This window comes from Rathayibacter sp. PhB127 (assembly GCF_003751665.1).
In the GTDB taxonomy this organism is placed as follows: Bacteria; Actinomycetota; Actinomycetes; order Actinomycetales; family Microbacteriaceae; genus Rathayibacter; species Rathayibacter festucae.
Genome location: NZ_RKHW01000004.1, coordinates 260,024 through 285,908, shown reverse-complemented (window position 1 = coordinate 285,908; position 25,885 = coordinate 260,024). Strand labels below are relative to the sequence as shown.

Genomic DNA, 25,885 nt, shown 5'->3' with positions numbered 1-25,885 from the left:
AAGGGGAGTACTCCCGACTGCGGTGAGCCCGTCACTACGGATGCGAATGAGCATCCCGGGCCATCGGCTCCGCCACCACCTCCGAGAGGTCGCGGCCGGAGTGGAGGAGACCTTGGTCCCTCATCGACCGACCCTCTTGGAGCACCCCCGTGCAGATCACACCCGTCATCTGGCTGATCACCATCGCCGTGACGATCGCCTTCTTCGTCTACGAGTTCTTCGCGCACGTGCGGAAGCCGCACGAGCCGACCATCGGCGAGTCCGCCCGCTGGTCGGCCTTCTACATCGGCCTCGCACTGCTGTTCGGCGTCGGCATCGGCTTCGTCGCCGACTGGCGCTACGGCGGCGAGTACTTCGCCGGCTATCTCACCGAGAAGGCGCTGTCGCTCGACAACCTCTTCCTCTTCCTGATCATCATGACCGGGTTCGCGGTGCCGAAGATGTACCAGCAGAAGGTGCTGATGATCGGCATCGTCATCGCGCTGATCATGCGCGGTGGCTTCATCGCGGTCGGCGCGGCCCTGATCGAGAACTTCTCCTGGGTCTTCTACCTCTTCGGCGCCCTGCTCTTCGTGCTGGCCTACCAGCAGATCAAGGGCGACCACGGCGACCCCTCGAACAACGCCTTCATGCGCCTGGTGCGCCGCGTCCTCCCCGTCACCGACGAGTACCACGGCGACAAGCTGACCGTGAAGAAGGACGGCCGCCGCTTCGTCACCCCGATGCTGCTGACCATCGTCGCCATCGGCTTCATCGACCTCGTCTTCGCGCTCGACTCGATCCCCGCCATCTACGGCCTGACCAACGAGGCCTACATCGTCTTCACCGCGAACGCCTTCGCGCTGATGGGTCTGCGCCAGCTGTTCTTCCTGATCGGCGGACTGCTCGAGCGCCTCGTCTACCTCAGCCAGGGCCTGGCCGTCATCCTCGGCTTCATCGCCGTGAAGCTCGTCTTCCACGCCCTGCACGTCAACGAGGTCCCGTTCATCAACGGCGGCGAGCCCCTGCTCTGGGTCCCCGAGATCCCGATCTGGTTCTCGCTCACCTTCATCGGCTCGACCATCGCCGTCGCCACGATCGCCAGCCTCCTGAAGACCCGCGGCGACCGCTCCAAGTCCGACCGCGCGACCGTCCAGGACGCCCCCCTGGAGACCCCGGCCGACGTCCCCTCCCGCCGCGAGCACTGACCCTTCCGCGAGATGCCACTTGTGCACACGACACGCCGCAAAAGGCGTGCACAAGTGGCATCTCTCAGCAGCTCGCCGACCGAGAATCCCGCGCGGCGCCCCCCTTGCCGATCGAGCAGCCCGCACAGCGGGTCCCCTTTGTTGATCGAGCAGCCCGCACAGCGGGTCCCCTTTGCTGATCGAGTAGCCCGCGCAGCGGGCGTATCGAGATCCCCCCATCGTCAGAAGGCTGGCCCGCAGACCCGCCCCGCTGAGGGCGCCGGGTCTCGATACACCCCTCCGGGGCCACTCGACCAGCATGAATCCCCCTCCGGGGCCACTCGACCAGCGTGGGCGTACACGGACGACCTGTCGGCGTCGCGAGATGCCACTTGTGCGCGCGACACGCCGTGGAGGGCGTGCACAAGTGGCATCTCGCGGCAGGCGCGTCAGAGGGTGGGCGTCCAGATGCGCATCGTGGAGGGGCCGCGGTTCGCCCAGCGGTAGTAGGGGTGGAACTCGGCGGTGAAGCGCTCGCCGAGCTCCGCCGGCACGGAGTAGGGCCACGCGGACGCCGGGGCGTCGCGGCGCACGAGCGCCACCCGGGCGCCGTCGCCGACAGCGACCGGCGAGACCTCGGCGTCCACCGCCACGTGCTCGGTGTCGAGGCCGTCCGGCAGCTCGAGCGACTCCAGCGCCAGCACGAACGGCCCGCGCTCCACCGCGACCTGGCCGCGCACCGCGTCGATCCGCGGGTGCGGCGTCACGAAGCGCGCCGGCATCGGCAGCGACAGCCGCACGACGTCGCCGGCCGCGAACGCCCGCCGCACCGTCACCGTCGAGAGCCCCGCGTCCACCGCCTGCCCGTCCAGCAGCGCCGTCCCGCGCGCGAACGGCGGGATCCGCAGCGTCAGCGCGAACTCCGCGTCCGCCAGGATCCGCACCGCGATCTCGCCGTCCTCCGGATACGCGGTCTCCACCTCGAGCGACACCTCGCCCGTCGTCACCCGGTACGCCCCGTACTGGTGCAGCTGCACCCCGTCGTCCGTCGCCGTCGCAAAGCTCAGCTCGACGCTCGCGAGGGTCCGCGCCGTGTTCGTCGGGCAGCAGGACACCCAGAACCACGGCGCCCGCAGGCTCGACTGCGCCCGGTCGGTCTCGACGCTCTCGTCCGGCGCCACCCCGTCGACCCGCTGCTGCAGCGTGTTCGTGTAGAAGAAGGCGCGCCCGTCCTCGCGCGTCGCGGGCAGCACCGCGTTCAGCAGCGTCCGCTCCATCAGGTCCGCGTAGGCCGCGTCGTCCGAGCGCAGCAGCAGGCGCCATGACAGCATGTTCGACGCGATCGCCGCGCAGGTCTCGGCGTAGGCGCGGTCCGGCGGCAGCTCGAAGTCGGCGCCGAACGCCTCGTCCTGGTGGTGCGAGCCCATCCCACCGGTCAGGTAGGTGCGGCGCGCGACCGTCGCCGCCCACTGCCGCTGCACCGCGGCCTCGAGCTCCGCGTCGCCCGTCTCCACGGCGACGTCGAGCGCCCCCGCCGAGAGGTACAGCGCCCGCACCGCGTGCCCGCGCAGCACCTCGGCCGAGCGCACCGGCACGTCGTCCTGGAAGTACTCGGGCCCGAAGGCGATCGGACCGAGCGTCCCCGTGCCGCGCCGCTCGACGAACAGCCGCGCCTGCTCCAGGTACCGCCCGTCGCCGGTGGCCCGCGCCAGCTCGGCGAGCGCCGGCTCGATCTCGGGATGCCCGCAGACCGCGGCACGTCCCTCCGCCCCGAACACCTCGATCACGTGGTCGGCGAGGCGCCGCGCCACGGCCGGCAGCAGGTCGTCGTGCCCGGTGCGCAGCCGCGCCACGGCGGCCTGGATCAGGTGGCCGAAGCAGTACAGCTCGTGCCCCCACTCCAGATCGGAATAGCGCGCCCGCTGCCCCGGCCGGCCGAAGCTCGTGTGCAAGTAGCCGTCCTCGTCCTGGGCCCCCGCGACCCGCAGCACCAGCGCCTCGTACTGCGCGGCGAGCTCCGGATCGTCGGAGCGGCCCAGCTCCCAGGCCATCGCCTCGAGCAGCTTGTAGACCTCCGAGTCGACGAACTCGATGCCCGCATGGAGGTCGCCGCCGGCCGCCGAGGAGATCGTGCCGTTCGCCGCGCGGTCGAAGTTGCCGGCCCAGCCGACCCGCTCGATCCAGCTCAGGCAGTGGCCGATCACGGCGTCCGCGCCGAGCCGCTGGTAGTGCTGCCAGAAGCCGCCGGTCAGCCGGATCTCGTCCTGGCGCAGCGGCCGGAGCGCGCCGGCGGTCGGGGCGACGGGGCCGCCGAGGGCGACGGTGGTGGTCAGGGTCACGAGGATCTCCTAGGAGGAAGAGGGTCAGTCCTTGACGGCACCGGCGGTGACACCCGCCGAGACGTACCGCTGGGCGACGACGAGGAGGAGGGCGGCCGGGAGCGAGGCGACCACGGCGGTCGCCATGATCGAGTTCCACTCCTGGTTGTTGTTGCCGATGTACTTGTAGATGCCGAGCGTGATCGGCTGAAGCTTCCCGCCGCTGTCGAGGGTCGACGCGAAGATGAAGTCCGACCAGGCCCAGAGGAACGCGAAGAGCGACACCGTGACGACGGAGTTGCGGCTGATCGGCATGATCACCGAGGTGAAGGTGCGCCAGGCGCTCGCGCCGTCCATCCGCGCGGCCTGGGTCAGCTCGTCGGGGATGCCGGACATGAACGCGGTGAAGATCAGCACGCCGAACGGCACCGCGATGGTCGAGTCGGCCACGATCAGCCCGGGGATCGAGTTCAAGAGACCCAGGTTGAGGTAGATGGCGTAGAAGCCCATCGCCATGATGATCGCCGGGATCATCTGCGCGATCAGGAGGACGAATGAGAGCCCCTGCCCGCCGCGCGGCCGCAGCTTCGCGAGCGAGTACGCGGCCGGAGCGGCGATCGCCACGGTCAGCAGCACCGTGCCGAGGCCCACGATCAGGCTGGTGCCGAGGTACGGCAGCTGCTCGCTCAGCACGGCCTGGTAGCCCGAGAAGGTGGGCGCGAACGGGAACCAGTCCGGCGGATCCTTCCGCATCGACCCGGTCTGCGTCAGCGAGACGTTGATCATCCAGTAGACCGGGAACAGCATGACCGCGGTGAGCAGGACGCCCACGAGGGTCAGCCACCAGGGGCGCCGGGCGCTCATGCGTCGGCCTGCTTCCGCTGGACGCGGATGTAGATCAGGCCGAAGACCAGGGCGAGGATGATCAGCAGGTTGCCGACCGCCGCCGCGGGGCCGAAGTCGGGCAGCATCGAGCCGAAGCCGAGCTGGTAGGTCCAGGTCGCCAGGGTCGTCGACGAGTCGGCCGGACCGCCCTTGGTCATGATCCAGATGATGTCGAACACCTTCAGCGTGTAGACGAGCCCGAGCAGGATCGTGATCGCCGACACCGGGCGCAGCAGCGGCAGCGTGATCCGCCAGAACTGCTGGGCGCCGGTCGCGCCGTCGAGCGAGGCCGCCTCGTAGAGGTCCTGCGAGATGTTCTGCAGACCGGAGTAGAGGATCACCAGGTTGAACGGGATGCCGATCCAGATGTTGGCGATCAGCACCGCGATCAGCGAGGTGGACGGCGAGGTCAGCCAGTTGATCTGCCCGATCCCGAACGACTCGAGGAACGCGTTGACGATCCCGGAGTCGCTGTTCAGCATCCACGACCAGGTCGAGGCCGAGACGATCAGCGGCAGCAGCCACGGCACCAGGAACAGCGCCCGGAGCGTGCTCGCGAGCGGGAAGCGCCGGTAGAAGAAGACCGCGAGCGCGAGCCCCAGCGTGAACTGGAAGACCAGAGAGACTCCCGTGAACACCGCGGTGTGCAGCAGCGCCGGGCCGAAGGTCGGGTCGCGGAAGACCTGCACGTAGTTGTCGAACCAGACGAACGGGGCGTTGCCCTGGACGAAGGAGCGGACCGTGTAGTCCTTCAGGCTCAGCTCGAGGTTGCGGTAGAGCGGGAAGGCGTAGAACACGAGCAGGTAGACGACGAGCGGGGCGAGGAACGCCCACGCCGCGAGCTGCCCGCCCGGCCGCCGCCGCTTCCTCGGCGCCGGAGCCGCGACGGCCGCGACCCCGGGCTCCGCCTCGCGGCGCAGCAGCCGCCCCGTCTCAGTGGCCGTCGTCATCGTTCCTCCCACATGCTGGTCGAGCAGCCCCGCATCGCGCCCCACATGCTGGTCGAGTAGCCCCGCAGGGGCGTATCGAGACCCACCACCGCACGAACCTCGGGCCTGCCGACCGCCCCTCCGACGCCGGCAGATCTCGAGCCGCCCGCTGCGCGGCCTACGCGATCAGCAAGGGGCTCCACGACACTCATCACTGCGTCGCGGACTCGGCCGCCGACTGCGCCGCCTTCAGCGCGTCGGCCGGCGACTGCGAGCCGCTCAGCGCGGTCTGCACCGCGGACCAGAGCTGCTCGGAGATCTTCGGGTACTTCGTCCCGAGGTCGTCCGAGGTGCGGCCCTTCGCGGCCTGGACGGCCTCGACCCAGGGCTCGAGGTCGGCGTTCCCGGCGACCTGCGCCTCCTGCGCCGCGGCCGTCGGCGCGATGTACGACAGCGTGTTATCGGTCGTCACCAGGTTGTCCGTCGAGGTGAGGCACTCGGCGATCGCGGTCGACGTCTCGTAGCGCGCCTCGTCCTTCTGCACGGGCAGGGTGAGGAACTCGCCGCCGGTCGGAGCGGGGGCCGAGCCGCCGTCCTTCGCCGGGATGGTGAGGATGCCGTAGTCGATGCCGGAGGCCTTGGCGTTCGCGAGCTGCCAGGTGCCGTTCTCGCCGAAGGCGTACTCGCCGGTCTCGAACTCCTGCCAGCTGGTGGTCTGCGTGTTGCCGATCACGGAGTTGGGCGCGTAGCCCTTCTCCAGCCAGTCGGTCCAGAGCGAGACCGCGTCCACGGCGGCGTCCGAGTCGAGCTCGGTCAGCTCGGCGCCGGATCCCCAGAACCACGGCAGGAACTGGAAGGTGCCCTCCTCGGTGCCGATGCCCGAGAACGTGATGCCCTTGCCGCCCGAGGCGGTGACCTTCTCGAGCGCGGCGGTGAGGCTCGCCCAGTCGGTGATCGAGGAGACGTCGACGCCGGCCGTGGCCAGCACGGTCTTGTTGTAGTAGAGCGCCAGCGTGTTCGCGCCGATCGGGACGCCGAAGGTGTCGCCGCCGACCTCGCCCGCGGCCAGGATGTTGGCGTCGATGTCGCCGGTCTCGAGGCCGTTCTCGGCGGTGGTGGTCAGGATGCCCGACTCGGCGAGCGTGGAGACGACCGGGTTGTCGACGAGCAGGATGTCGGGCGAGCTGCCCTGCTGCCCGGCGAGGAGTGCCTTGTTGGTCAGGTCGGTGGTGTCGTAGCCGGTGCGCTCGACGGTGACGCCGGCCTCGGTGCCGCAGGAGTCGATGAGCTTCGCCCAGTCGGACGACTCGTCGAACTGGGGGTAGGGGTCCCAGAACGTGTAGGTGCCGCCGGCGGCGGAGGAGTCGCCTCCCGAGCCTCCCGCGCAGCCGGTCAGTGCTGCGGCTGCGGTCCCGAGCAGGACGGCGGCGGCGAGGCCCCGAGTGTGCTTCCTCTTCATCGCGGATGTTCCCTTCGTCGTTGACGGGTGGTGGTGGTCGGTCTCGGCGACCGCCGGACCGAAACTACTTTCTGCGGGTTCAAAGTAGACACGGCGGGAAGGTCGAGTCAAGAGTTGTCGCATTTTCGGTGTTTTCGGTTCGCGGGATCCTGTGCGAGGATCGTCCAGGGCGCACCGGCGTCCCGCGGAAGGAGGACGTCATCGCGCCGCGCAAGCCCACGGGCACCATCACGCTGACCGACGTCGCCCGCGAGGCCGGCGTCTCCATCGCCACCGCGTCGAAGGCGCTGAACGGCCGCGACCAGGTCCGCGCCGAGACCCGCCAGAAGGTGCTCGACGCCGCCGCCGCGCTCTCCTTCACGCCGAACCCGTTCGCGCAGGCCCTCAACTCGCGCCGCACCGGCACGATCGGGATGCTCACCAACGACCTCGACAACCGCTTCGTGCTGCCCGTGCTGCTGGGCGCCGAGGACGCGTTCGGCGCCGGCTCCACCTCGGTGTTCCTCTGCGACGCCCGCGGCGACTCGATCCGCGAGCAGCACCACATCAAGAACCTGCTGGCCAAGCGCGTCGACGGCATCGTCGTGCTCGGCCGGACGACCAACCCGCGCCCGTCGATCACGGCGACGATCCCCGTCCCGGTCGTCTACGCCTATGCGCCCTCCGAGGACGAGCGCGACTCCTCGTTCACCCCCGACAACACGCTCGCAGGCGTGCTCGCCGCCCGCCACCTGATCGAGCGCGGGCGCACCCGCATCGCGCTGATCAACGGCGAGCCCAGCTACACCGCCGCGCACGACCGCGCCCGCGGCGTCCAGCGCGCGCTGACGGAGGCGGGGCTCCCGCTGGTCGGCGGCGACGTGCTCTACGGCCAGTGGTCGGAGAGCTGGGGCCGCCAGTGCGCCGAGTCGCTGCTCGCCGCGCACCCGGACCTCGACGCCGTCATCTGCGCGAGCGACCAGATCGCCCGCGGCGCCCTCGACCACCTGCGCGAGAGCGGCCACCCCGTGCCGCGCGACGTCGCCGTCGTCGGCTTCGACAACTGGGACCTCCTCGTCGAGGCCGCCCGCCCGCCGCTCACCAGCATCGACATGCAGCTCGAGGCCCTCGGCCGCGCCGCCGCCGAGGAGCTCTCCCACGCCATCCACGGCCGCGCGACGCCCGGCGTCCGCTCGATGCCCGTGCGCCTGGTGCCCCGCGAGTCCTCCGGCTGATCGCGTGCGGGTCCGGCGGGGGAGCCCGGCGGGCGGGGTCTCGATACGCCGCGTCCCGCGGCTACTCGACCAGCATGCAGGGACACCCCCGCACACCATGCGGGTCGAGCGGCCCGCCCCCACCATGCTGGTCGAGCAGCCCGCCCCGCGGGCGTATCGAGACCCGCCCACTCCGACCGATCGGAACATGTCGCGCCTGGCCGAAGGGCGCAGCCGACCCACATGGCATCATGCGCTGGTGAGCGCCCCCGACCTGAACGCGGATGTCCTGGCTCCGTTCCGAGACTCCGGCATCGATCGACATGTCACCCTGCTGCTCGGTGCCGGTGCATCGACGTCATCGGGGCTGCCCGGGTGGGACGAGCTCGCCGTTCGGCTTCTCCTGAAGAGCGGGGCCGTCTCCTCGGAGACCGCCGCGCTGGAGCTCGTGCAGCGGCAGGACCCGCTCCTCGTCGCTGAAGCTGCCAAGAACACGCTGGACCGGTGGGACCACCGCGTCAGGGCTGCGCTCTACCAAGGGCTGCAGGATCTGTCGCCCTCATCGCTGCATCTCGCGGCCGCCGGCCACGCCCTCGCCGGGAGAACCGGCGAGACCACGGTGGCGACGTTGAACTTCGATGTCCTCCTCGAGGACGCCATCGACATCGAAGGGACGGCGGAAGGCCGCGTCGACGACGAGGTGTCCTCGACCGCGTACGTCGTGCACCACCTGCACGGGATCGCCTCTCCTTCTCGGAGCAGGGGCGTCGTCCTGACCCTCTCCGACTACAACGAGCTGCTCGGCGACCACGACTGCTGGCAGCAGCGCTTGCTGAGCAGGGCGGCGCAGGAAGGCGCCATCGTCATCGCTGGAACGTCCTACCGCGATCCGGACGTCCGGCGGTGGCTTCACGTCGCTCTCGCCGACTCGCCGGTCGGCAACGCGGCGCTGGTGCTTCTCGCACGCCAGGCCTTCGGCGTCTCGAGAGAGCGATTCGACGAGATCAAGAGCGCCCTCGCCGGGCAGTGGAGAGCTGCCGGAATGCAACCGATCCTTCTCGAGGACTTCACCGATGCTGCGCAGATCATCCGCGAGCTGCGTCACCTGCATCGTCCTCGGTACCGCTCGCCACAGCAGCGGGCGACCGAGCTGTGGAGTCTCCACGCCGCCGACTTCCACGTTCGCCAGCCGGAGTACTCCGATGCGCTCGACGACGACGCGCGGATGCTTCGCGACGCCTTCGACGTCGAGCACGTCGGCGCCAGCCTGTGGCTCGCGGACGGAGCAGGCAGCGTCGGGCGGTACGCGTCCCAGGACCGGACCTACCGTGCAGCGTGCGACATCCGCCTCGTGCCGAGCGGACACGACAGCGCCTGGGTCGCCGGCCGGACCCTCGGTGCGGAGAGCATCGTGTTCCAGAACCTCGACCCGGCCGGAACGAATCGCTGGGGCACGGTGCTCGCCCTTCCGATCAGGGTGTCGTTCGCGGGTCTGCCGGATATCGCAACCGCGGTGCTGAGCGTCGGCCTCCCCGGCACCGCAGAGGCGTTCTCCATGTCGAAGGCGATGTGGTTCGAGCAGGTGCTGGACATCGCGAACGCGTGGAGCGAACGGCTGAGCGACTCCCTCGTGCGAGCTTCCTCACGCAACTACGATCGACAGAGGACAGGGAGACAGCGATGACGAACAGCAGCAGCAACTCGTTCCAGAGCCTCGGCAACGGCGGCTTCCGGGTCAGCGGCGCGCGCATCAGCCCGACCACTGGCCGATACGTCACCCGCAGCAGTGCTTCCGTCGGGAAGTCGGCTGCGTCTCCCTCCCAGCCGAAGACGCAGCCGACTCCGAAGTAGCAGGGTCGGCCGTCCGCGGACGTGCGGACACAGCCCGGCACGAGCGCGACCGCCGACGAAGGCCCGGACGCCGTCAGCGCTGCGACACCGGCGAGATCACCAGCTCGTCGATGCGGACGTGGGCGGGCGAGTCGAGGACGAACTCGACCGCGCGGGCCACGTCGTCCGGCGAGAGCATCGCCGCGCGCGCGACGTCGTCGGGCACCTGCGGCCGGTGGCGGAGGAAGTCCGTCGCGACGTCGCCGGGGCAGAGGTGGCAGGCGCGGATCTCGGAGGCGGCCTCCTGCGCGTTCAGAGTGCGGGCGATCTCGGCCAGCGCCTTCTTGCTCGCGCTGTAGCCGACCCCCGCGATCGGGGCGAACGCCCAGGCCGAGTAGGAGGAGACGAGCACCACCGCTCCGGCGTGCGCCCTCAGCTCGGGCAGCGCCGCGTCGATGACGCCCACCGGCCCCAGCAGGTTGGTGCGCACGATCTCCTCGAGCTCGCTCAGCCGCTGGTCCCCCCAGGTCCGCCGCGGGGAGTTGAGCCCGGCCGCGAGGACCAGCGCGTCGATGCGGCCGGTCGCCGCCAGCACCGCGTCCCGGGCAGCGGGTACCGCCTCCCGGTCGCTCACGTCGAGGGGGACGACGAGGGCGTCCCCGCCGGCACTGCCGATCCGCTCGGCGACGGCGTCGAGGCGCTCGCGGGACCTGCCGCTGAGCGCCACCGTCCAGCCCGACGCCGCCAGGCGCTCGGCCGACGCGGCCCCGATCCCGGAGCCGGCTCCCGTGATCCAGGCGACTCTGCGAGCGACTTCGGTGTCCATGGGGCGTCCCTTCGATGCTACGGTGACGATCGATTAATCATACTAATAGGAGGCTGCCGTGCTCATCGATCTCACCGGTCTGGTCGTCGTGGTCACCGGAGGCGGGCGCGGCATCGGCCGCGCGATCGTCGACCGCTTCCTGGCGGAGGGCGCGCGGGTCGCCGCCCTCGATCTGGCCTTCCCCTCCCCCTCGGGCGACGCGCAGCAGCTGGTCTGCGACGTCACGGATCCGGCGTCCGTGCGGGCGGCGATCGACGCGGTGGTCGAGCGGTTCGGCCACGTCGACGTCCTGGTCAACAACGCCGGCATCAACGTCGAGGGCACCGTCGAGACCCTCGATCCGTCGCGCTGGGACGCCGCGTTCGACGTGAACGTCCGCGGCACCTTCCTCGTCTCGCAGGCCGTCGTCCCGGTGATGAAGGCGCGCGGCGGCGGTCGCATCATCAACGCCGCCTCGTTCGCGGCGATCGTCCCGAGCATCGGCGCCGCCGCCTACGGAGCCTCGAAGGCGGCGGTCGTGCAGTTCACCCGGGTCCTCGCCGGCGAGCTCGGGCCGTGGGGCATCACCGTCAACGCCTACGCGCCGGGGATGATCCCCACCGCGATGAACGGCTTCGCGGACATGCCGGAGGCCGCGAAGGCACGGCTCCTCGACACGCTGACCCTGCGCCGCTGGGGCACGCCCGACGACATCGCCGACCTGCTCTGCTTCCTCTCCAGCGACGCCGCGAGCTACATCACCGGCACGCTCGTCGACGTCAGCGGCGGCAAGCTCGCCACGCAGATCCCCAGTCGCGCGTACGAGGGCCTCGCACCCGCGGAGTGATGCGGTCGGCGCCTGAGGACACCCCTGCCCGCCTCGGCTCAGGCCGTCCCTCGGCCGGTCGACGTCGTCCGGATCTCCTCGGCGGTGTCGCGGACGAGCGTGCGCGCCGCGCTCTCCGCGAGATCGGCGTCCCCGTCGGCGATCGCCGCCGCGAGCCGCCGATGCTGGTCGACCGCACGATCGGTCGCGGCGGTGAAGGTCGGAACGCCGCTCCCGTACCTGCTGTCCAGCGCCGCGGCGATGGTGCCGAGCAGCTGCGCGAGCACCGCGTTGCCCGACCCCTCGACCAGGATCCGGTGGAAGCTCTGATCGGCGCTCGTGAATCGGGGCAGCGATCGCGCCTCGGCCGCGAGGGCCAGCTCCGCCGCCGCGGCCGACAGCTCCTGCTGCCGGGCGGTCCGGCCGCTCGCCGCGAAGAGCCGGGCCGCGGCCGGCTCGACCGCCTCGCGCAGCAGGAGGAGCTCCTGCAGCTGCGTCTCGCTCGCCGGCCCAGCCGCCCGCCACTGGATCACGTCGGGATCGAGGAGGTTCCACGAGCTCTCCGGCTGGACCTGCGTCCCCGCGCGCGGCCTGGCCCGGATCATCCCCCGCGCCTCGAGAGCCCGGAAGGCCTCGCGCACCACCGTGCGCGACACGTCGTACCGGCGGCCGATCTCCTCGGGCACGATCTGCGAGTCCGCCGGCCGGACCCCCGACGCGATCTCCCGCCCGAGCCCTTCGGCGACCCGGCGCTGCAGACGGGTCCCGGAGCCGGCGGCCTCGAGGGCGGAGTCAGCGGGCATGATGCGGCTCACGATACCCGCCCGGTCCGCGCACCCCTGCCGGACGACCAGCCGCAGCCCGCGCACCTCATGCCGGCCGACCAGCCGCAGGCCGCGCGCTTCATGCCGGCCGAGTAGCCGCGGAAGGCGGCGTATCGAGACCCACCCTCCAGGCCACGGTGGATCTACTTGGAAGAGACGCCCGCAGACATGCTGGTCGAGTAGCCCCGCAGGGGCGTATCGAGACCCACCACCGCATGAACGTCGGTCTCCTCCCGCCCTGCGCTGGCGCCGGAGGCGCCCCCTCCGCTCGATACGCCCGCCCCACGGGCTACTCGGCGCCCCTACCGGGAGCAGGCGATGAGCGGCAGCGTGATGCGGATGTCGTCGTTCGCGTCGGTCCTCCGACCTTTCCGCCCCGGGACGACGAAGTGCCAGGTGAGCTGGACGATTCCCGTGGTCTTCGCCACCCAGAGCGAGGAGTAGTCGACGAAGGAGAAGTCCGTGGTCAGCTGCACGGTGCCGTACTGGGTCGTGTCGGTGCTGTAGTCGGGCGACACGGCCGCACCGTCGATCTCGAGCCGTGCGTACTGCGGACCGTGAGTCCTCGGGTCGCGGGTCTGCCCGTACTCGCCGCCGGCCCGATAGAGGAAGGTGTAGGTCGTCCCCGCGACGACGGGCAGCGCGGCCCGGAACCAGACCTCCAGGTTGAGCCCCTCATAGGACGCTGCATCGTCCGCCTGCTGGAGGAAGTAGACGTAGCCGTCCTTCTCCTCGATGCCGGACGCCCCCTGGTAGGCGTAGCCGTTGTCGGTGCGCCGCCACTGGGCGGGATCGGTGACCGACGGGCAGGGGGCAGGAGACGCCGATGCGGCCGGAGCCGCCACCGCCAGGGCGACGACGGGCACCGTCCAGACCCCTCCGGCGACGAGCGTCCGCCGTTCCACTGCGCTTCGACCGTCGGAGGTCGTCGGGCGATCGTCGTCGTGCGCCATCAGTGCGTCTCCCGTGGTGTCGAGGTACGACCGCTGCCACGGTCGGCGACGGCGTACCTGCACACCAGGGTGAGGCCCTCCCGCCGCACCAGAGAAATCGCGGGCGGCGGAAGCACAGCGATGACGGGTTCACGTCGGTGTTGACGGAATCCGTGCCCCCCGACGTCTCGAGTGATCCAGCCGCAGCAACGCTGAACCATGCGTGTCGAGCAGCCCCGCGTCACTCCCCCCGGAGGAGCCCGGCCTGCCGACCGTCGCGCGCGAAGACCGGGACGACCGCGAGCGGCGCCTCGGCGACGATCCACTGCCCACCCTCGTGCTCGGCGCCGGTGCTGATCTCGGTCCAGCGGGAACCGGCCGGGAGGTACACCCTGCGGGAGACCGCGCCGGCCGCCGTGACCGGGGCGACGAGGAGATCCGATCCGAAGAGGTACTGGTCGCCGATGTCCCAGGCGGCGGGATCGCCGGGGAACTCGTGGAACAGCGCGCGCATGACCGGCTGCCCGAGCTCGTGCGCCTCGCGCATCACCTCGCGGGTGTACGGTCGCAGCCGCTCGCGGAGCTCCAGGAGCGCGGTGAGGATCGGGGTGACCTCGTCGCCGAAGCTCCAGATCTCGTTCGCGGCGCCGGTCGCCGCACGCCGCGAACCGTCGGCGGCGTGCACCGGCGCGGACGGCGCGCGGTCGCCGTGCAGCCGCATCACGGGGCTGAAGGCGCCGAACTGGAACCAGCGCACCAGCAGCTCGCGGAACGCCGGATCCGTCGGATCGCCGCCGGCGAAGCCGCCGATGTCGGTCGTGAACCACGGAATGCCCGCGACGCCCATGTGGATACCCGCGGTGATCTGGTGCCGGAGATCCGCGAAGGTCGAGTGGATGTCGCCCGACCACACCAGCGCACCGTAGCGCTGGCTGCCCGCCCAGGCGGTGCGCACGAGATTGACGATCTCGGTCTCGCCGCTCTCGCGCTGTCCCTCGAAGAAGCCGCGGGAGAACGCCTGCGGGTAGAGGTTGCCGACCTGCACGGTGGGGCCCGCCGCGTAGCGGTAGTTGTCGAAGTCGTAGACGCCGTACTCGGGCTCGGCCTCGTCGAGCCAGAACAGCCGGATGCCGTGCTCGGCGTAGTTGCGGCGGCACGCCTCCCAGACGAAGCGGCGGGCGGCCGGGTTCGTCGCGTCGTAGAAGGCGCTCGGGCCCTCGAACTGCATGTGCAGGTCGAGCCCCCGCTCGGCCTTGACCAGCAGGTTGCCCTTCTTCATCGCGACGTAGTTCTCGGACTCGACCGAGACCTGCGGCCAGACGGACACCATCAGCTCGATGCCCAGCTCGCGGAGCTCGGCGACCATCGCGGACGGGTCGGGCCAGAACTCCTCCTCGAAGCGGAAGTCGCCCATGTGCGGCCAGTGGAAGAAGTCGGCGACGATGACGTCCATCGGCAGACCGCGCCGCTTGTGCTCGCGGGCGACCTCGAGGAGCTGCTCCTGGTTCCAGTAGCGCAGCTTGCACTGCCAGAAGCCCAGTCCGTGCTCGGGCATCATCGGCACGTGGCCGGTCGCGTCGGCGTAGGCCCGGGTGATGTCGGCCGGGGTCTCCCCCGCCGTCACCCAGTAGTCGAGCTGCTTCGACGACTCCGCGAACCACTCGGTGCGGTTGGCCGCGAAGGTGGCGCGGCCGACCGCGGGGTTGTGCCAGAGGAAGCCGTAGCCGCGGCTCGACAGCACGAAGGGCACGCTGGACTGCGAGTTGCGGTGCGCGAGCTCGAGCGTGCAGCCCTTCAGATCGAGGATGTCCTGCTGGTACTGCCCCATCCCGTACAGCTTCTCGTCGGGCGCCGTCTCGAAGAGCGCGGTCAGCCGGAAGTCGCCGCCGAGGTGCGGCCGCTGCTCCCGGGCGCGCAGCTTGAGCGCTCCCCCGCTCCCGAGCTCGGAGAACAGCAGATCGCCGCGGCGGTCGTAGAAGGAGAGGGAGCAGGAGAGCTCGTGATAGCCGGTCTGGTAGCCGTAGCCCTCCTGCTGCTCGAGGACGACAGTGAGGCCGCCGGATCGCAGCGTCGCCCGCGCGCCCTCGATCGTCACCTCCGGCTCGATCCTCTCGGGGCTCACGAGCGCCCAGTCGGTGTCGAGCACCTCGCCCGAACGGACCGCGCGGACGCGCACGCTGTCCCTCCCCCACGGCTCGACGACGATCGTCTCGCCGTCCCCCCGCCAGACGAGGCGGACGTCGTCGAGCTCGAACGCCTCGGTATCCATCTGCTCCTGCTTCCTCGAGGCCGTCACGGCGCTCAGTCCTTGACCGCGCCGGCCGTGACGCCGGCGGCGACGTAGCGCTGCGCGACGATCAGCAGCACGGCTGCGGGGATGGAGGCGATCACAGCGGTCGCCATGATCCCGTTCCAGTTGGTGGTGGTGGATCCGATGTAGCGGTAGAGCCCGAGGGTGAACGGCACGATGCCGTTGCCCGAGGTGAGCGAGTTCGCATTGAGGAAGTCGGCCCACGCGAACAGGAAGGAGAACAGCCCGGCGGTCACGATCGAGTTGCGGCTCAGCGGGATCACGATCGAGACGAAGGAGCGCCAGTTGCTCGCCCCGTCGATCCGGGCCGCCTCGATCAGCTCGTCGGGAATGCCGAGCATGAACGCGCGCAGGATGATCACCGCGAACGGGACCGAGGCGGTCGCGTCGGCGAGGATCAGGCCCGGGTAGGTGTTGAGCAGCCCGAGCGCGTTGTAGATCGCGAAGAGCGCCGTGACCAGCACGATGCCCGGGATCATCTGCGCGAGCAGGAAGACGAACATCACGGCACCGGTGCCGCGCACCCGGAACTTCGCCATGGCGAACGCCGCGGGCAGTGCGATCGCGAGGGTGAGGATCACGCAGCCGATCGAGATCACGAGGCTCGTGACCAGGTTCGGCAGCTGGGTCGAGAACGCCTGCACGTAGCCGTCGAGAGTGGGATCGCTGGGGAACAGGCTCGGCGGCGTCTGGATGAGGTTCTGCGGCTTGGTCAGCGAGACGTTGACCATCCAGTAGAGCGGGAAGAGCAGGAATCCGCAGAGCACGATCGCGATGGCGACGTCGATGCCGCGGCGGAGCGGAGTGGTGATCTGGTTCATCCGAGGTCCTCCTTACGCTGGGCGCGGATGTAGATCAGGCCGAAGACGAGGGCGACGATCACGAGGATCTGGCCGGCCGCGGCTCCGACGCCGAACTGCAGGTCGGTGAAGGACTGCTCGTAGGCCCAGGTCGCGAGCGTGTGCGAGCTGTTCGCCGGACCGCCCTTGGTGAGGATCCAGATCACGTCGAAGACCTTGATCGTGTAGACGAGGCCGAGCAGGAGCGTGACCGAGGTGACGGGGCGCAGCAGGGGCCAGGTGATGCTCCAGAAGGTGCGCCAGCGCGTGGCGCCGTCGAGCGCGGCCGCCTCGTAGAGGCTCTCGGGGATGCCCTGCAGTCCGCCGTGCAGCAGCACCATGTTGAACGGGATGCCCAGCCAGATGTTGGCGATGATGACCGCCCAGAGCGAGACGGACGGGTCGGTCAGCCAGCCCACCTGCGTGCCGATCGCGGCGTTCAGGATGCCGAACTGCTGGTCGAAGATCCAGCGCCAGGCCGTCGCCGAGACGATCAGCGGCAGCAGCCAGGGCAGCAGGATCAGCGAGCGGAAGGTGGCCGAGAGCGGGAACCGGCGGCTGAAGAACAGCGCCAGCGCCATGCCGATCGCGAACTGGCCGACGAGCGAGACGACGGTGAAGACCACCGTGTGCCAGGCGATGCTGCCGAAGATCGGATCCGTGACCACGGTGACGTAGTTGCCGAATCCGACGAAGGGCGCGTCGCCCGTGACGAAGGCCGAGGGGCCGAAGTCCTGGAAGCTCAGGACGACGCCGCGGACGATCGGGTAGACGAAGAAGACGGCGAGGAAGATCACCACGGGAGCCATGAAGGCGGCGGCGGCGAGCCTCAGGTGGGAGCGGGGCCGACGGCGGGCGGGCGGCCGGGTGGCCGCCTCGCCCGCGACCGGCGCCGTGAGCACGGCAGGGTCGGTCATGCGCTACTTCTTCAGGCTCGCGGCGGCGTCGTCGAGCGCGGCCTGCGGCGTCTTCGAGCCGGTCAGCGCCTCCTGGATCGCGGTCCAGATCGCCTTGGAGGTGTCGGGGTAGGCGACGCCGAGGTCGCTCGTGCGGCCCTGCGCGACCGAGATCGCCTCGACCCACGGCTGGAGCTCCGGGTTCTCGGTCGCCTGCTCGGCGGCCGCGTCGGCGTACGGCATGATGTACGACTGGCCGGCCGCCCACGCCTTCAGGCTGTCGGGCGCGATGACGCACTGGGCGAACTCCGCTGCGAGCGCCTGCTTGCTCGCGTCACTGGTGACGACCTCGACGAACTCGCCGCCGAGGGGGCTGGGTGCCGCTCCGCCGTCCGCCGCGGGGATCGGCACGACGCCGTAGTCGATGCCGGCCTCGTCGAGGGCCGAGAGCTGCCAGGTGCCGTTGACCATCATGCCGAGCTTGCCGGCGAGGAACTGGTCGCGGACGTCCTGCTGGTTCGCGTTGACGTTGGACTGCGAGGCCGACCCGCTCTTCACGAGGTCGGTCCAGAGCGCGAGAGCAGAGACCGCGTCGTCGGAGGAGATGTCGTCGAGGGTGGCGCCGGAGCCCCAGAAGAACGGCAGGAACTGGAAGGTGCCCTCCTCCGTGCCGACCGCCGAGAAGCCGATGCCGGTCACGTCGCCCGAGGTCAGCGCGGCGGCGGCGGAGGTGAGCTCGGCCCAGGTCGTGGGCGGGGTGACGCCCGCGGCCTCGAACAGCGCCTTGTTGTAGAACAGCGCGAGGGTGTTCGAGCCGATCGAGGAGCCGTAGGTCTTGCCGTCGAGCTGGCCGGCGGCGAGGACGTTGGGCAGGACGTCGGCGGTGTCGAGCCCCGAGGTCTCGTTGTCGACGAGGAGGCCGGTGTCGGCGAACTTCGCGATGTTGGGATTGTCGAGGACGACCAGGTTCGGCGTGGTCTTCGATGCCGCCGACTGCAGCAGCTTGGTGGTCAGGTCCGGGTCGGACGTGCGCTCCAGGGTGATCCCGGTCGAGGCCTCGCAGCCGGCGAGCAGCTGCCCGTACGGCGAGGCTGCGTCGTACTGGGTGAAGCTGTCCCACAGGGTCAGCGACTTCGACGAGGAATCGGACCCTCCCCCGGCGCTGCAGGCGCTGAGGGCGACTCCGGCGAGGAGGACGAGGGAGGCCGCGCCTGCGGCCCGTCGGATGCTGTTCTTCACGGTATTCCTCTCTGAATACGGTCGGGTCGAGCGATGCGCTCGCGCCGGGAAGCCCTCCGGCGGCGCCCGCCGGGGGCGTCCGTCCTGAGATCGTGGCGAGCCTAATCGAGTTGGAGAACCGGTTCAATAGATTTCGGAGAACCGGTTCTCCGACGGCGCGAGAAGGAGGTCGAGAGGACCGGGAGCAGGGTCAGCCGCGGGCGAGGCGCCAGGAGGCGACGACGCTGCGGCCGCCCCCGACGGCGAAGGGAGCCGTCGTCCCGAGGTCGACGAGAACGGCGGGCAGGAGCTCCGTGACCCCCGGCGCGGCCGTGCCGGCCAGCTCGTCGAGCACCAGGTCGACCGCGCGCGAGACCATCTCGTCACCGGGCAGGTCGATGACGGTCACCGGGCGGTCGGCGTGCCGCATCACGGCCTCCGGCGCGATCGTGATGATCGAGCAGTCGCCCGGGACAGCGAGCCCGAGCTCGGACAGCCGCTGCAGGAACGGCTCGAGCACGCCGGGACCGTGCGTCACCACCGCGCTGAGGCCGGGCAGCAGCTCCTGGGCCCGCTCGAACCAGTCGTCGACGTGCTCGGTGCTCGGGATGACCGCCCCGCGGACCCCGCGGATCCGGCACTGATCGAGGAAGCCCTCGCGGAACCGCAGCGCGAAGGCGTAGCCGCTCTCGTAGGCGTCGGGGCCCATCCCGAGCACCGCGATCTCGGCGTGCCCGAGGTCGGCGAGGTGGTCCACCGCCACCCGCGCGGCGCTGTCGAAGTCGAGGTCGATCGCGCTGAACGGGCTGCCCTCGCCGGGATAGCCCACGAGCGCCGTCGGCAGACCGATCCCGGCGAGGATCGGCAGGCGCGGGTCGTCGCGGCGGATGTCCATCACCACGAGCGCGTCCGCGAGCACGTCGCGCGCGAGCTCGCCCTCGCCGGTGCCCATCATCAGCAGGTCGAAGCCGCGCGCTCTGGCCGCGTACATGGCAGCGCGCACGAAGCGCATGAAGACGTCGACGTCGGTCTGCCGTGATTCGGGGTCGACGGAGGCGAAGAAGCCGAGGATGTTCGTCCGCCGCAGCGCGAGGGCCCGCGCCATCGGGTCGGGCCGGTAGCCGAGCCGCGCGACGCTCTCGAGGACGCGCAGCCGGGTCGCCTCCGGCAGCTTCTTGTTGCCGGACAGCACGTACGACACCGTGCTGCGGGCGACCCCCGCATCGGCCGCGACGTCCCGGATGGTCACCATGGCCTCAGCGTATCGAGCGCGGAAACCCGCGCGTCGCGCTCCGAGGAGCGGCCGATCGCGGAGCTACTGTGGGGCGACCACTCCGAGAACACCCGGGGATGCGCGGGCGAGGAGGCGGACATGGCCACGATCGGCGACGTGGCGAAGGCGGCCGGCGTCTCCCGCAGCACCGTGTCGTACGCCCTGTCCGGCAAGCGCTCCATCTCTCTCGACACGCAGCAGCGGATCGAGCGGGCCATCCGCGAGCTCGACTTCACGGTCAACGCCGGAGCCCGCGCGCTGGCCACCCGCCGCACCATGGCGCTCGGGCTGCTCGTGCACTTCGACCCGGACGAGTTCGCCCCCGCGATGCTCGAGTACATCCTCCCGATCACGACGCGGGCGAGGGAGCTCGGCTACGACATCCTGATGGTCACCGAGCCCGACGGCGCCGCCGCGCTGACCCGAGTGGCGAGCTCGGGGATGGTCGACGGGCTGCTCCTGCTGAGCGTCTCGACGGAGGACGACCGTCTCCCGGCGCTGAGGGCGGCGAGGCAGCCGGGCGCTGCGATCGGGGTACCGCTGGACGCCGCGGGCGTCGACGTCGTCGACCTCGACTTCGGCGACGCCGCGCGGGTCCTCGTCGGGCACCTCGCCGGCCTCGGTCATCGCAGGATCGGCGTGATCACCCCGCCCGCCCACGTCTTCGAGCGCGGCGGCACCTACGGCGTCCGCTTCCGGGACGCCGCCGTGCAGGCCGCCGCCGCCCTCGGCCTCGACCTCGCCGTGCAGCCCGCCGGTGCGACCGCGCAGGCGATGGAGCCGATGATCACGCGGTTCCTCGACGAGAACCCGGGTCTCACCGCCCTGGTCGTGCACAGCGACCGGGCCGTCGCGATGCTCCCCTCGATCCTCGGCCGCCGCGGCGTCGCGGTCCCCGAGCAGCTCTCCGTGGTGAGCCTGTACTCGGGTGAGTTCGCCCGGGACTTCTCCCTGCCCTACACCTACGTCGAGACGGGACCGTCCGAGCTGGGCGCCCGCGTCGTGGAGCGCCTGGTCGAGCGGATCGAGCACCCGGAGCACGCGGAGGACCCCGCCGTGCGGCTCCTCGACGCCCGGCTCGTCGACCGCGGCAGCGCCGCCCCGCTCTGAGGCGGGTCTGGACCGTGCCCTTGTGCGTCGACGGGCGAGGACCGTACTGTCGTCGAACCGGTTCGAAGCACTGACGCTCTCGACCTCGGCGAGGCGCACCGCCCTCGCCGGCCGGCCCGCCGCACAGAAAGCGATCACTGTGACAACGATGTCCCTCCGGAGGCGCGGAGCACGCACGCTCGCCCTCTCCCTGAGCGCCGCGACCCTCGCCGCCCTCGCCGTCGCTCTCCCGAGCGCCCCGGCCGCCGTCGCGGCCGACACGTCCATCCCCGCCGAGGCGCTGCTGCTGAAGTACGACTTCGAGCAGGGCCAGGTGAACGGCGCGACCGTCACCGACCAGGGCTCGAAGAAGCTGAACGGCACCGTCGTGAACAGCGCCGGAGCCGCCTACGTCGAGGGCCGGACCCCCGGGACCACGGCGATCGACCTGCCCGGTGGAGCCGCGGACTCGACGACCGCTCCGTACATCACGGTGCCGAACGGCCTCTTCCAGGGCGTGAGCGCGACCACGGTCTCCGCGTGGACGAAATGGTCCGGCAGCGCGGGCTTCCAGTGGCTCTGGTGCCTCGGCATCAGCCCGGACGCCGCCTCCGCCTTCTCGCCCTCGTTCACCGACGGCGACGGCAGCGCCCGCGCGATCGTCAAGCAGCTGCGGGGCGGCGGCGAGGCGGGCGTCTCGAGCACCACCCCGCTGCAGAAGGACCAGTGGGTCAACGTCACCGCGACGATGGACGGCACCTCGATCGTCCTCTTCGTCAACGGCCTGCAGGTCGCGACGGCCCCCGCCTCCGTCGACCTGGCGGCGCAGCTGTTCTCGCCGTCGGCCTCGAAGAGCGGCAACATCGGGCGCGCGCTCTGGAACGTGCACCCCTACTACGACGGCGCCATCGACGACTTCCGCGTCTACGACCGCGTCTTGACCGCCGACCAGATCCGCGGGCTCGCGGGCAGCACGGCGCCGACGCTGACGGGCCTCGTCTCGAGCACCGTCCAGGTCACCACCGCCCTCGGCGTCGCCCCGGTGCTGCCCGGCGTGCCCGGGCGCTACTCCGACGGGATCGACCGGACGGCCCCCGTCACCTGGGACGCCGTCGCCCCCTCCTCCTACGCCGCGCGCGGCTCGTTCACCGTGAAGGGCACGGTGACGGAGACCGGCGACCCCGTCACCGCGACCGTCGCCGTCCGCACCGCCGGCGAGCTGACCGTCGACCTCGGAGCACCGACCGGCGACTTCATGGGCGGCGCCTCCGGCACGCTCTACGGCGTCTACGGCAAGGGCCTCCCCTCCGACAACCTGCTCGAGGGCATCGATCTGCGCACCGTCTCGACGAGAGCGCAGGACGGACCGCAGCACCCCGGCGCCGACGCGCTCGACGTGGCGCGGGCCGTCGCCGACACCTCCGACGGCGACACCTACATCTACATGACGGACATCTACCGCGGCTTCCCCTACGAGTGGCCCGGCAGCACTCCCGAGGCCAAGCTCGACGACTACCTGGGCAAGATCGGCACCCAGGTCGACCAGGTCCTCGCCCTGCCCGAGGAGTACCAGGACAACATCGTCTTCGTGCCGTTCAACGAGCCCGAGGGCAACATGTTCGGCGACGGGCAGTGGAGCTACAACGGGACGAGCTGGCTGAACGATCCGACCGACTTCTTCGCCGCCTGGGACCGCGCGCACGCCCTCATCAAGGGGAAGATGCCGGACGCCCGCATCGCCGGCCCGAACACCAGCGTCCTCTTCAACCAGGTCCGCGGCTTCATCAGCCACACCCTCGAGGCCGGCACCCTGCCCGAGGTGATGACCTGGCACGAGCTCAGCGCGCCCGGCGAGATCCGCAAGAACGTGGACCGCTACCGGGAGTGGGAGGACGAGCTCTTCGCCGGCACCGAGTACGCCGGGAAGCACCTGCCCGTCAACCTCAACGAGTACGCCTTCAATTACCACACCTCCGTTCCCGGGCAGATGATCCAGTGGATCAGCGCGCTCGAGGACAAGAAGGTCGACGGCGACATCGCCTACTGGAACATCGACGGCAACCTCAGCGACTCCGCGGTGCAGGCGAACCGCGCCAACGGCCAGTGGTGGCTGCTGAACGCCTACGCGCAGATGAGCGGTGAGACCGTCGCCGTGACCCCGCCGAAGCCGGGCGAGAGCTACACCCTGCAGGGCGTCGCCACCCTCGACACCGGCCTGAAGCAGGCCAGGACGATCTTCGGCGGCTCCGGCGGGCCGCAGACCGTCGGCTTCGACCGCATCCCGGCCGCGACCTTCGGCTCGAAGGTGCACGTCTCGGTCCGCGAGATCCGCTGGACCGGCCAGGTCGGCGACTCCGGAGCGCCGCAGGCGGTGAAGGAGTTCGACGTCTCGCCCGTGAACGGCAGCGTCGTGCTCGACTTCGGCGGCTCGCTCCCCGCGCTCGACATCGACTCGGCGTACGAGGTCGTCCTGACCCCCGGCGCCCACGCGACCTCCCCCTCCTCGTCGCCGGTCGACTTCCGCCAGAAGTACGAGGCCGAGGCCGCTCCCTTCACGGGTCAGCGCTTCCTCAACGGACCCGAGGGCTCGCCCAGCAACGTCGGCGGCTTCTACACCTCCGGCGGCCGCAACATCGGCGGCTTCCGCACGGGCGGCGACCTGAAGGTGGACTTCCAGGTCACGGTCCCGAAGGACGGCGAGTACGACCTCAGCGTGTTCGGCAACTCGCAGAACACCTTCGCCGCCAACGCGGAGCAGGGCCCGATCAACACGTTCCTCACCGTCGACGGCGCGGCCGAGCAGGAGATCTTCCTCCCTCTCGCGTACAAGTTCGTCGTCTGGGACCACGTGGACACCAAGGTGACGCTCACCGCCGGAACGCACACGATCAGCCTCTCGGCCAAGAACCTCGCCGGGACCAAGGGCACGAAGGGCGACGGAATCGTCGACAAGATCGAGCTGTCGCTGCCCAGCGCCGCGGCCGCCTCGACGATCTACGAGTCCGAGCTGAGCACGCTCGGCGAGGGCGCGACGGCCGACTACTCCCGCACCGGCGTCTCCGGCTCCGGCACCGCGAAGCTCACCACCGGCGCGAGCAGCGTCGTCTGGGCCTACAGCGCGAAGGACGCGCCGTCCGCGGTCACCGTCGACACCCTCGCCGGCGGCACCGGCGACCTCCGGGTCAACGGCGTGAGGATCGGAGCGGTCAGCACCAGCAGCACGAGGCAGATCTTCCTCTCGGGCGGCGTCAACAAGATCGAGGTCGTCGGCACCGGCGGCACACTTCTCGTCGACCGCGTCGTGATCGGGAAGGCCGTCTCGCCCCAGCCGACCGTCTCCTACGAGGCGGAGGCGGCGACCATCACCGGTCCCGCCGTCGTCCGCGATCTCTCGCTGGCCTCCGGCGGAAAGGCCGTCGGCCAGATCGGCGGCGGTCGTGACGGAGCGTCGAAGATCGTCTTCGGCGACGTGCAGGCGGCGGCCGACGGCTCGTACGCCCTGACGCTGCGCTACTCCAACGAGGAGCAGTCCCCCGCGACGCACTACAACCCCGACCCGATCGCCCGCCACGCGGACATCACGGTCAACGGAGTCACGCAGCGCGTCCTGTTCCCGCACACCTTCCACCAGAACCAGCTCTGGGACCTCAGCGTGCCCGTCACGCTGAAGAAGGGCGCGAACAGCATCGAGATCACCTCGAAGGAGCTGCCCGGCTTCGACGGAGTCACCTACCTGTCGGACACCTTCCCCGGCGTCCAGCTCGTCTCGCAGTACGCGCCGAACATCGACAGGATCTCGGTCACCCCGCTCGTCGCCTCCACCGGCGCGCTCTCCGTGGCGACCACGTCGACGACGCGCTGCGTCGCCGGGAAGGTCGTGCTGACGACGACGGCGAAGAACACCGGCTCCTCGCCGATCGACATCGTGATGACGTCGGCGTTCGGATCGAAGACCTTCACCGCGGTCGCGCCGGGCAAGAACGCGACCGGCGCCTTCACCACGCGCCAGGTGTCCCTCGACGCCGGCTCGGTGACGGTCGAGTCGACCGGCGCCGTCGACGGAGCGACGCTCACCGACCAGCAGAAGCCCGCGTACGCGGCGGCGTCCTGCCGCTAGTCGCACCTCGAGCGGGGTGGGGCGCCGGATGCACGGTGCCCCACCCCGCTCGACCCCTCCCGCTCAGCCCGAGACAGGACGGCGACGACGCCGCCTCGAGAACGGAGAACACCCGCATGCAGAACCACACCTCCACCACCCGATCCCTGCTCACCCGCGGCGCCGCCGGACTGGCCGGTGGCCTGCTCCTGCTCGGCGTCGCCGGCACCGCGTTCGCCGACGAGCAGCAGGGCGCCGACGACGTCGACGTCAACGTGCAGATCGCCCCGCTCACCGGTGGCGGCGCCCTCTCGATGACGGTCGCGAGCGACTCCACCGCCCTGACCGAGAACGGCTCCACCAGCGTCGTCCGCCAGTTCACCGGCACCCTGCCCACGGTCACCGTGACCGACACCCGCGACGCCGCGGACATCCCGGCCGGTGCCGGCTGGTACGTCCTCGGCACCGCCAGCGACTTCACCTCGTCGACCGGCGACACGATCGGCGCGGAGAACCTCGGCTGGGCGCCGAACCTGATCGACGGCGGCGACTCCGGCCTCGTCGCCGAGGGCGATGTCGTCGACACCGCCATCGACGGCGGCCCCGACGGCGTCGGCCTCGTCGACCAGGAGCTCCTCGCGATCACCAACGACTCCGCCGGAGTGGCGGAAAAGGGCTCCTGGACCGCGAACGCGGCCCTGACCCTCAAGACGCCGACCACCATCGACGCCGGCGACTACAGCTCGACGCTCACCCTCTCGCTCTTCGAGTGACCCGGCGCACGCCGGCCGAGCAGCCGCCGGCGTGCGCCTTCCATGCTGGTCGAGCAGCCCCGCCAGGGGCGTATCGAGACCCGCCGTCACCAGCAGAGCAGGTCTGCGAACTCAGGTGCAGACGGTGGTGGATCTACTGGGAAGAGACGCCCGCAGACATGCTGGTCGAGTAGCCCCGCAGGGGCGTATCGAGACCCACCGTCCTCAGCAGGGCGGGTCTGCA

20 protein-coding genes are annotated in these 25,885 nt (G+C 70.7%); 8 read left to right on the top strand and 12 right to left on the bottom strand.

What is annotated here, in order from left to right; genetic code table 11:
• Positions 1-149 precede the first annotated feature (149 nt).
• On the top strand, positions 150-1,187 hold the full coding sequence (locus EDF22_RS17810) for a TerC family protein (protein WP_123706155.1): 1,038 nt from the start codon (positions 150-152) through the stop codon (positions 1,185-1,187).
• Positions 1,188-1,615: 428 nt separating this feature from the next.
• Here the strand turns inward: EDF22_RS17810 and EDF22_RS17805 are convergent, their stop codons facing one another.
• From EDF22_RS17805 to EDF22_RS17790, 4 genes are all read right to left on the bottom strand, one after another.
• A complete protein-coding gene (locus EDF22_RS17805) occupies positions 1,616-3,505 on the bottom strand; it encodes a glycoside hydrolase family 127 protein (protein WP_123706154.1) in 1,890 nt (629 codons plus the stop codon).
• Positions 3,506-3,529: 24 nt separating this feature from the next.
• Positions 3,530-4,348, bottom strand: a complete 819-nt coding sequence (locus EDF22_RS17800; protein WP_123447302.1) for a carbohydrate ABC transporter permease — start codon at positions 4,346-4,348, stop codon at positions 3,530-3,532.
• The gene (locus EDF22_RS17795) at positions 4,345-5,319 is read right to left on the bottom strand and encodes a carbohydrate ABC transporter permease (RefSeq protein WP_123706153.1); all 975 of its coding nucleotides are present in this window, start codon (positions 5,317-5,319) and stop codon (positions 4,345-4,347) included. The genes EDF22_RS17800 and EDF22_RS17795 overlap by 4 nt, the downstream gene beginning before the upstream one ends.
• A 190-nt stretch (positions 5,320-5,509) precedes the next feature.
• Positions 5,510-6,757, bottom strand: a complete 1,248-nt coding sequence (locus EDF22_RS17790; RefSeq protein ID WP_123706152.1) for an extracellular solute-binding protein — start codon at positions 6,755-6,757, stop codon at positions 5,510-5,512.
• Between the two features lie 128 nt (positions 6,758-6,885).
• On the opposite strand from EDF22_RS17790, the gene EDF22_RS17785 reads away from it, so the two are divergent.
• The 3 genes from EDF22_RS17785 (at position 6,886) to EDF22_RS20985 (ending at position 9,801) form a co-directional block, all read left to right on the top strand.
• Positions 6,886-7,971: a LacI family DNA-binding transcriptional regulator gene (locus tag EDF22_RS17785; protein ID WP_311316361.1), complete on the top strand. Its 1,086-nt coding sequence runs from the start codon at positions 6,886-6,888 to the stop codon at positions 7,969-7,971.
• 238 nt (positions 7,972-8,209) lie between these two features.
• Positions 8,210-9,634 carry an SIR2 family protein gene (locus EDF22_RS17780; RefSeq protein WP_185039088.1) on the top strand — a complete coding sequence of 475 codons (1,425 nt, stop codon included), beginning with the start codon at positions 8,210-8,212 and terminating at the stop codon, positions 9,632-9,634.
• Positions 9,631-9,801, top strand: a complete 171-nt coding sequence (locus tag EDF22_RS20985) for a hypothetical protein (RefSeq protein WP_185039085.1) — start codon at positions 9,631-9,633, stop codon at positions 9,799-9,801. The genes EDF22_RS17780 and EDF22_RS20985 overlap by 4 nt, the downstream gene beginning before the upstream one ends.
• 73 nt (positions 9,802-9,874) lie before the next feature.
• Here the strand turns inward: EDF22_RS20985 and EDF22_RS17775 are convergent, their stop codons facing one another.
• Positions 9,875-10,606: an SDR family oxidoreductase gene (locus tag EDF22_RS17775; protein ID WP_123706149.1), complete on the bottom strand. Its 732-nt coding sequence runs from the start codon at positions 10,604-10,606 to the stop codon at positions 9,875-9,877.
• Positions 10,607-10,664: 58 nt separating this feature from the next.
• Here EDF22_RS17775 and EDF22_RS17770 point away from each other — a divergent pair, with 58 nt between their 5' ends.
• Complete coding sequence (locus EDF22_RS17770) at positions 10,665-11,432, top strand: SDR family NAD(P)-dependent oxidoreductase (RefSeq protein WP_123706148.1); 768 nt, start codon at positions 10,665-10,667, stop codon at positions 11,430-11,432.
• 38 nt (positions 11,433-11,470) lie between these two features.
• Here EDF22_RS17770 and EDF22_RS17765 read toward each other — a convergent pair whose 3' ends face one another.
• The 7 genes from EDF22_RS17765 to EDF22_RS17735 form a co-directional block, all read right to left on the bottom strand.
• Positions 11,471-12,214 (bottom strand): FadR/GntR family transcriptional regulator, encoded by a 744-nt coding sequence (locus tag EDF22_RS17765; protein ID WP_148059230.1) that lies wholly within the window; start codon positions 12,212-12,214, stop codon positions 11,471-11,473.
• Between the two features lie 323 nt (positions 12,215-12,537).
• Positions 12,538-13,140, bottom strand: a complete 603-nt coding sequence (locus EDF22_RS17760; RefSeq protein WP_148059229.1) for a hypothetical protein — start codon at positions 13,138-13,140, stop codon at positions 12,538-12,540.
• A gap of 268 nt (positions 13,141-13,408) precedes the next feature.
• Positions 13,409-15,436 carry a TIM-barrel domain-containing protein gene (locus tag EDF22_RS17755; protein ID WP_123706145.1) on the bottom strand — a complete coding sequence of 676 codons (2,028 nt, stop codon included), beginning with the start codon at positions 15,434-15,436 and terminating at the stop codon, positions 13,409-13,411.
• A 32-nt stretch (positions 15,437-15,468) separates the two neighbouring features.
• On the bottom strand, positions 15,469-16,299 hold the full coding sequence (locus tag EDF22_RS17750) for a carbohydrate ABC transporter permease (RefSeq protein ID WP_123706144.1): 831 nt from the start codon (positions 16,297-16,299) through the stop codon (positions 15,469-15,471).
• The gene (locus EDF22_RS17745) at positions 16,296-17,234 is read right to left on the bottom strand and encodes a carbohydrate ABC transporter permease (RefSeq protein ID WP_123706143.1); all 939 of its coding nucleotides are present in this window, start codon (positions 17,232-17,234) and stop codon (positions 16,296-16,298) included. The genes EDF22_RS17750 and EDF22_RS17745 overlap by 4 nt, the downstream gene beginning before the upstream one ends.
• Positions 17,235-17,237: 3 nt before the next feature.
• A complete protein-coding gene (locus tag EDF22_RS17740) occupies positions 17,238-18,452 on the bottom strand; it encodes an extracellular solute-binding protein (RefSeq protein WP_123706142.1) in 1,215 nt (404 codons plus the stop codon).
• Positions 18,453-18,642: 190 nt separating this feature from the next.
• On the bottom strand, positions 18,643-19,683 hold the full coding sequence (locus tag EDF22_RS17735) for a LacI family DNA-binding transcriptional regulator (protein ID WP_123706141.1): 1,041 nt from the start codon (positions 19,681-19,683) through the stop codon (positions 18,643-18,645).
• Positions 19,684-19,803: 120 nt separating this feature from the next.
• Here EDF22_RS17735 and EDF22_RS17730 point away from each other — a divergent pair, with 120 nt between their 5' ends.
• The 3 genes from EDF22_RS17730 to EDF22_RS17720 all read left to right on the top strand — a co-directional run bounded on the left by EDF22_RS17730 (position 19,804) and on the right by EDF22_RS17720 (position 25,662).
• Positions 19,804-20,814, top strand: a complete 1,011-nt coding sequence (locus EDF22_RS17730) for a LacI family DNA-binding transcriptional regulator (RefSeq protein WP_123706140.1) — start codon at positions 19,804-19,806, stop codon at positions 20,812-20,814.
• Between the two features lie 148 nt (positions 20,815-20,962).
• Positions 20,963-24,910, top strand: a complete 3,948-nt coding sequence (locus EDF22_RS21370; RefSeq protein WP_123706139.1) for a LamG-like jellyroll fold domain-containing protein — start codon at positions 20,963-20,965, stop codon at positions 24,908-24,910.
• Between the two features lie 116 nt (positions 24,911-25,026).
• A complete protein-coding gene (locus EDF22_RS17720) occupies positions 25,027-25,662 on the top strand; it encodes a hypothetical protein (RefSeq protein ID WP_123706138.1) in 636 nt (211 codons plus the stop codon).
• The last annotated feature ends 223 nt before the right edge of the window (positions 25,663-25,885 follow it).

What these genes read in the sequence shown, in the direction of transcription:
- EDF22_RS17755 (WP_123706145.1), bottom strand. Translation starts at nt 15,436, where the DNA reads ATGGATACCGAGGCGTTCGAGCTCGACGACGTCCGCCTCGTCTGGCGG.
- EDF22_RS17750 (WP_123706144.1), bottom strand. Translation starts at nt 16,299, where the DNA reads ATGAACCAGATCACCACTCCGCTCCGCCGCGGCATCGACGTCGCCATC.
- EDF22_RS17745 (WP_123706143.1), bottom strand. Translation starts at nt 17,234, where the DNA reads ATGACCGACCCTGCCGTGCTCACGGCGCCGGTCGCGGGCGAGGCGGCC.
- EDF22_RS17730 (WP_123706140.1), top strand. Translation starts at nt 19,804, where the DNA reads ATGGCCACGATCGGCGACGTGGCGAAGGCGGCCGGCGTCTCCCGCAGC.
- EDF22_RS17800 (WP_123447302.1), bottom strand. Translation starts at nt 4,348, where the DNA reads ATGAGCGCCCGGCGCCCCTGGTGGCTGACCCTCGTGGGCGTCCTGCTC.
- EDF22_RS17720 (WP_123706138.1), top strand. Translation starts at nt 25,027, where the DNA reads ATGCAGAACCACACCTCCACCACCCGATCCCTGCTCACCCGCGGCGCC.
- EDF22_RS21370 (WP_123706139.1), top strand. Translation starts at nt 20,963, where the DNA reads ATGTCCCTCCGGAGGCGCGGAGCACGCACGCTCGCCCTCTCCCTGAGC.
- EDF22_RS20985 (WP_185039085.1), top strand. Translation starts at nt 9,631, where the DNA reads ATGACGAACAGCAGCAGCAACTCGTTCCAGAGCCTCGGCAACGGCGGC.
- EDF22_RS17765 (WP_148059230.1), bottom strand. Translation starts at nt 12,214, where the DNA reads ATGCCCGCTGACTCCGCCCTCGAGGCCGCCGGCTCCGGGACCCGTCTG.
- EDF22_RS17775 (WP_123706149.1), bottom strand. Translation starts at nt 10,606, where the DNA reads ATGGACACCGAAGTCGCTCGCAGAGTCGCCTGGATCACGGGAGCCGGC.
- EDF22_RS17790 (WP_123706152.1), bottom strand. Translation starts at nt 6,757, where the DNA reads ATGAAGAGGAAGCACACTCGGGGCCTCGCCGCCGCCGTCCTGCTCGGG.
- EDF22_RS17795 (WP_123706153.1), bottom strand. Translation starts at nt 5,319, where the DNA reads ATGACGACGGCCACTGAGACGGGGCGGCTGCTGCGCCGCGAGGCGGAG.
- EDF22_RS17735 (WP_123706141.1), bottom strand. Translation starts at nt 19,683, where the DNA reads ATGGTGACCATCCGGGACGTCGCGGCCGATGCGGGGGTCGCCCGCAGC.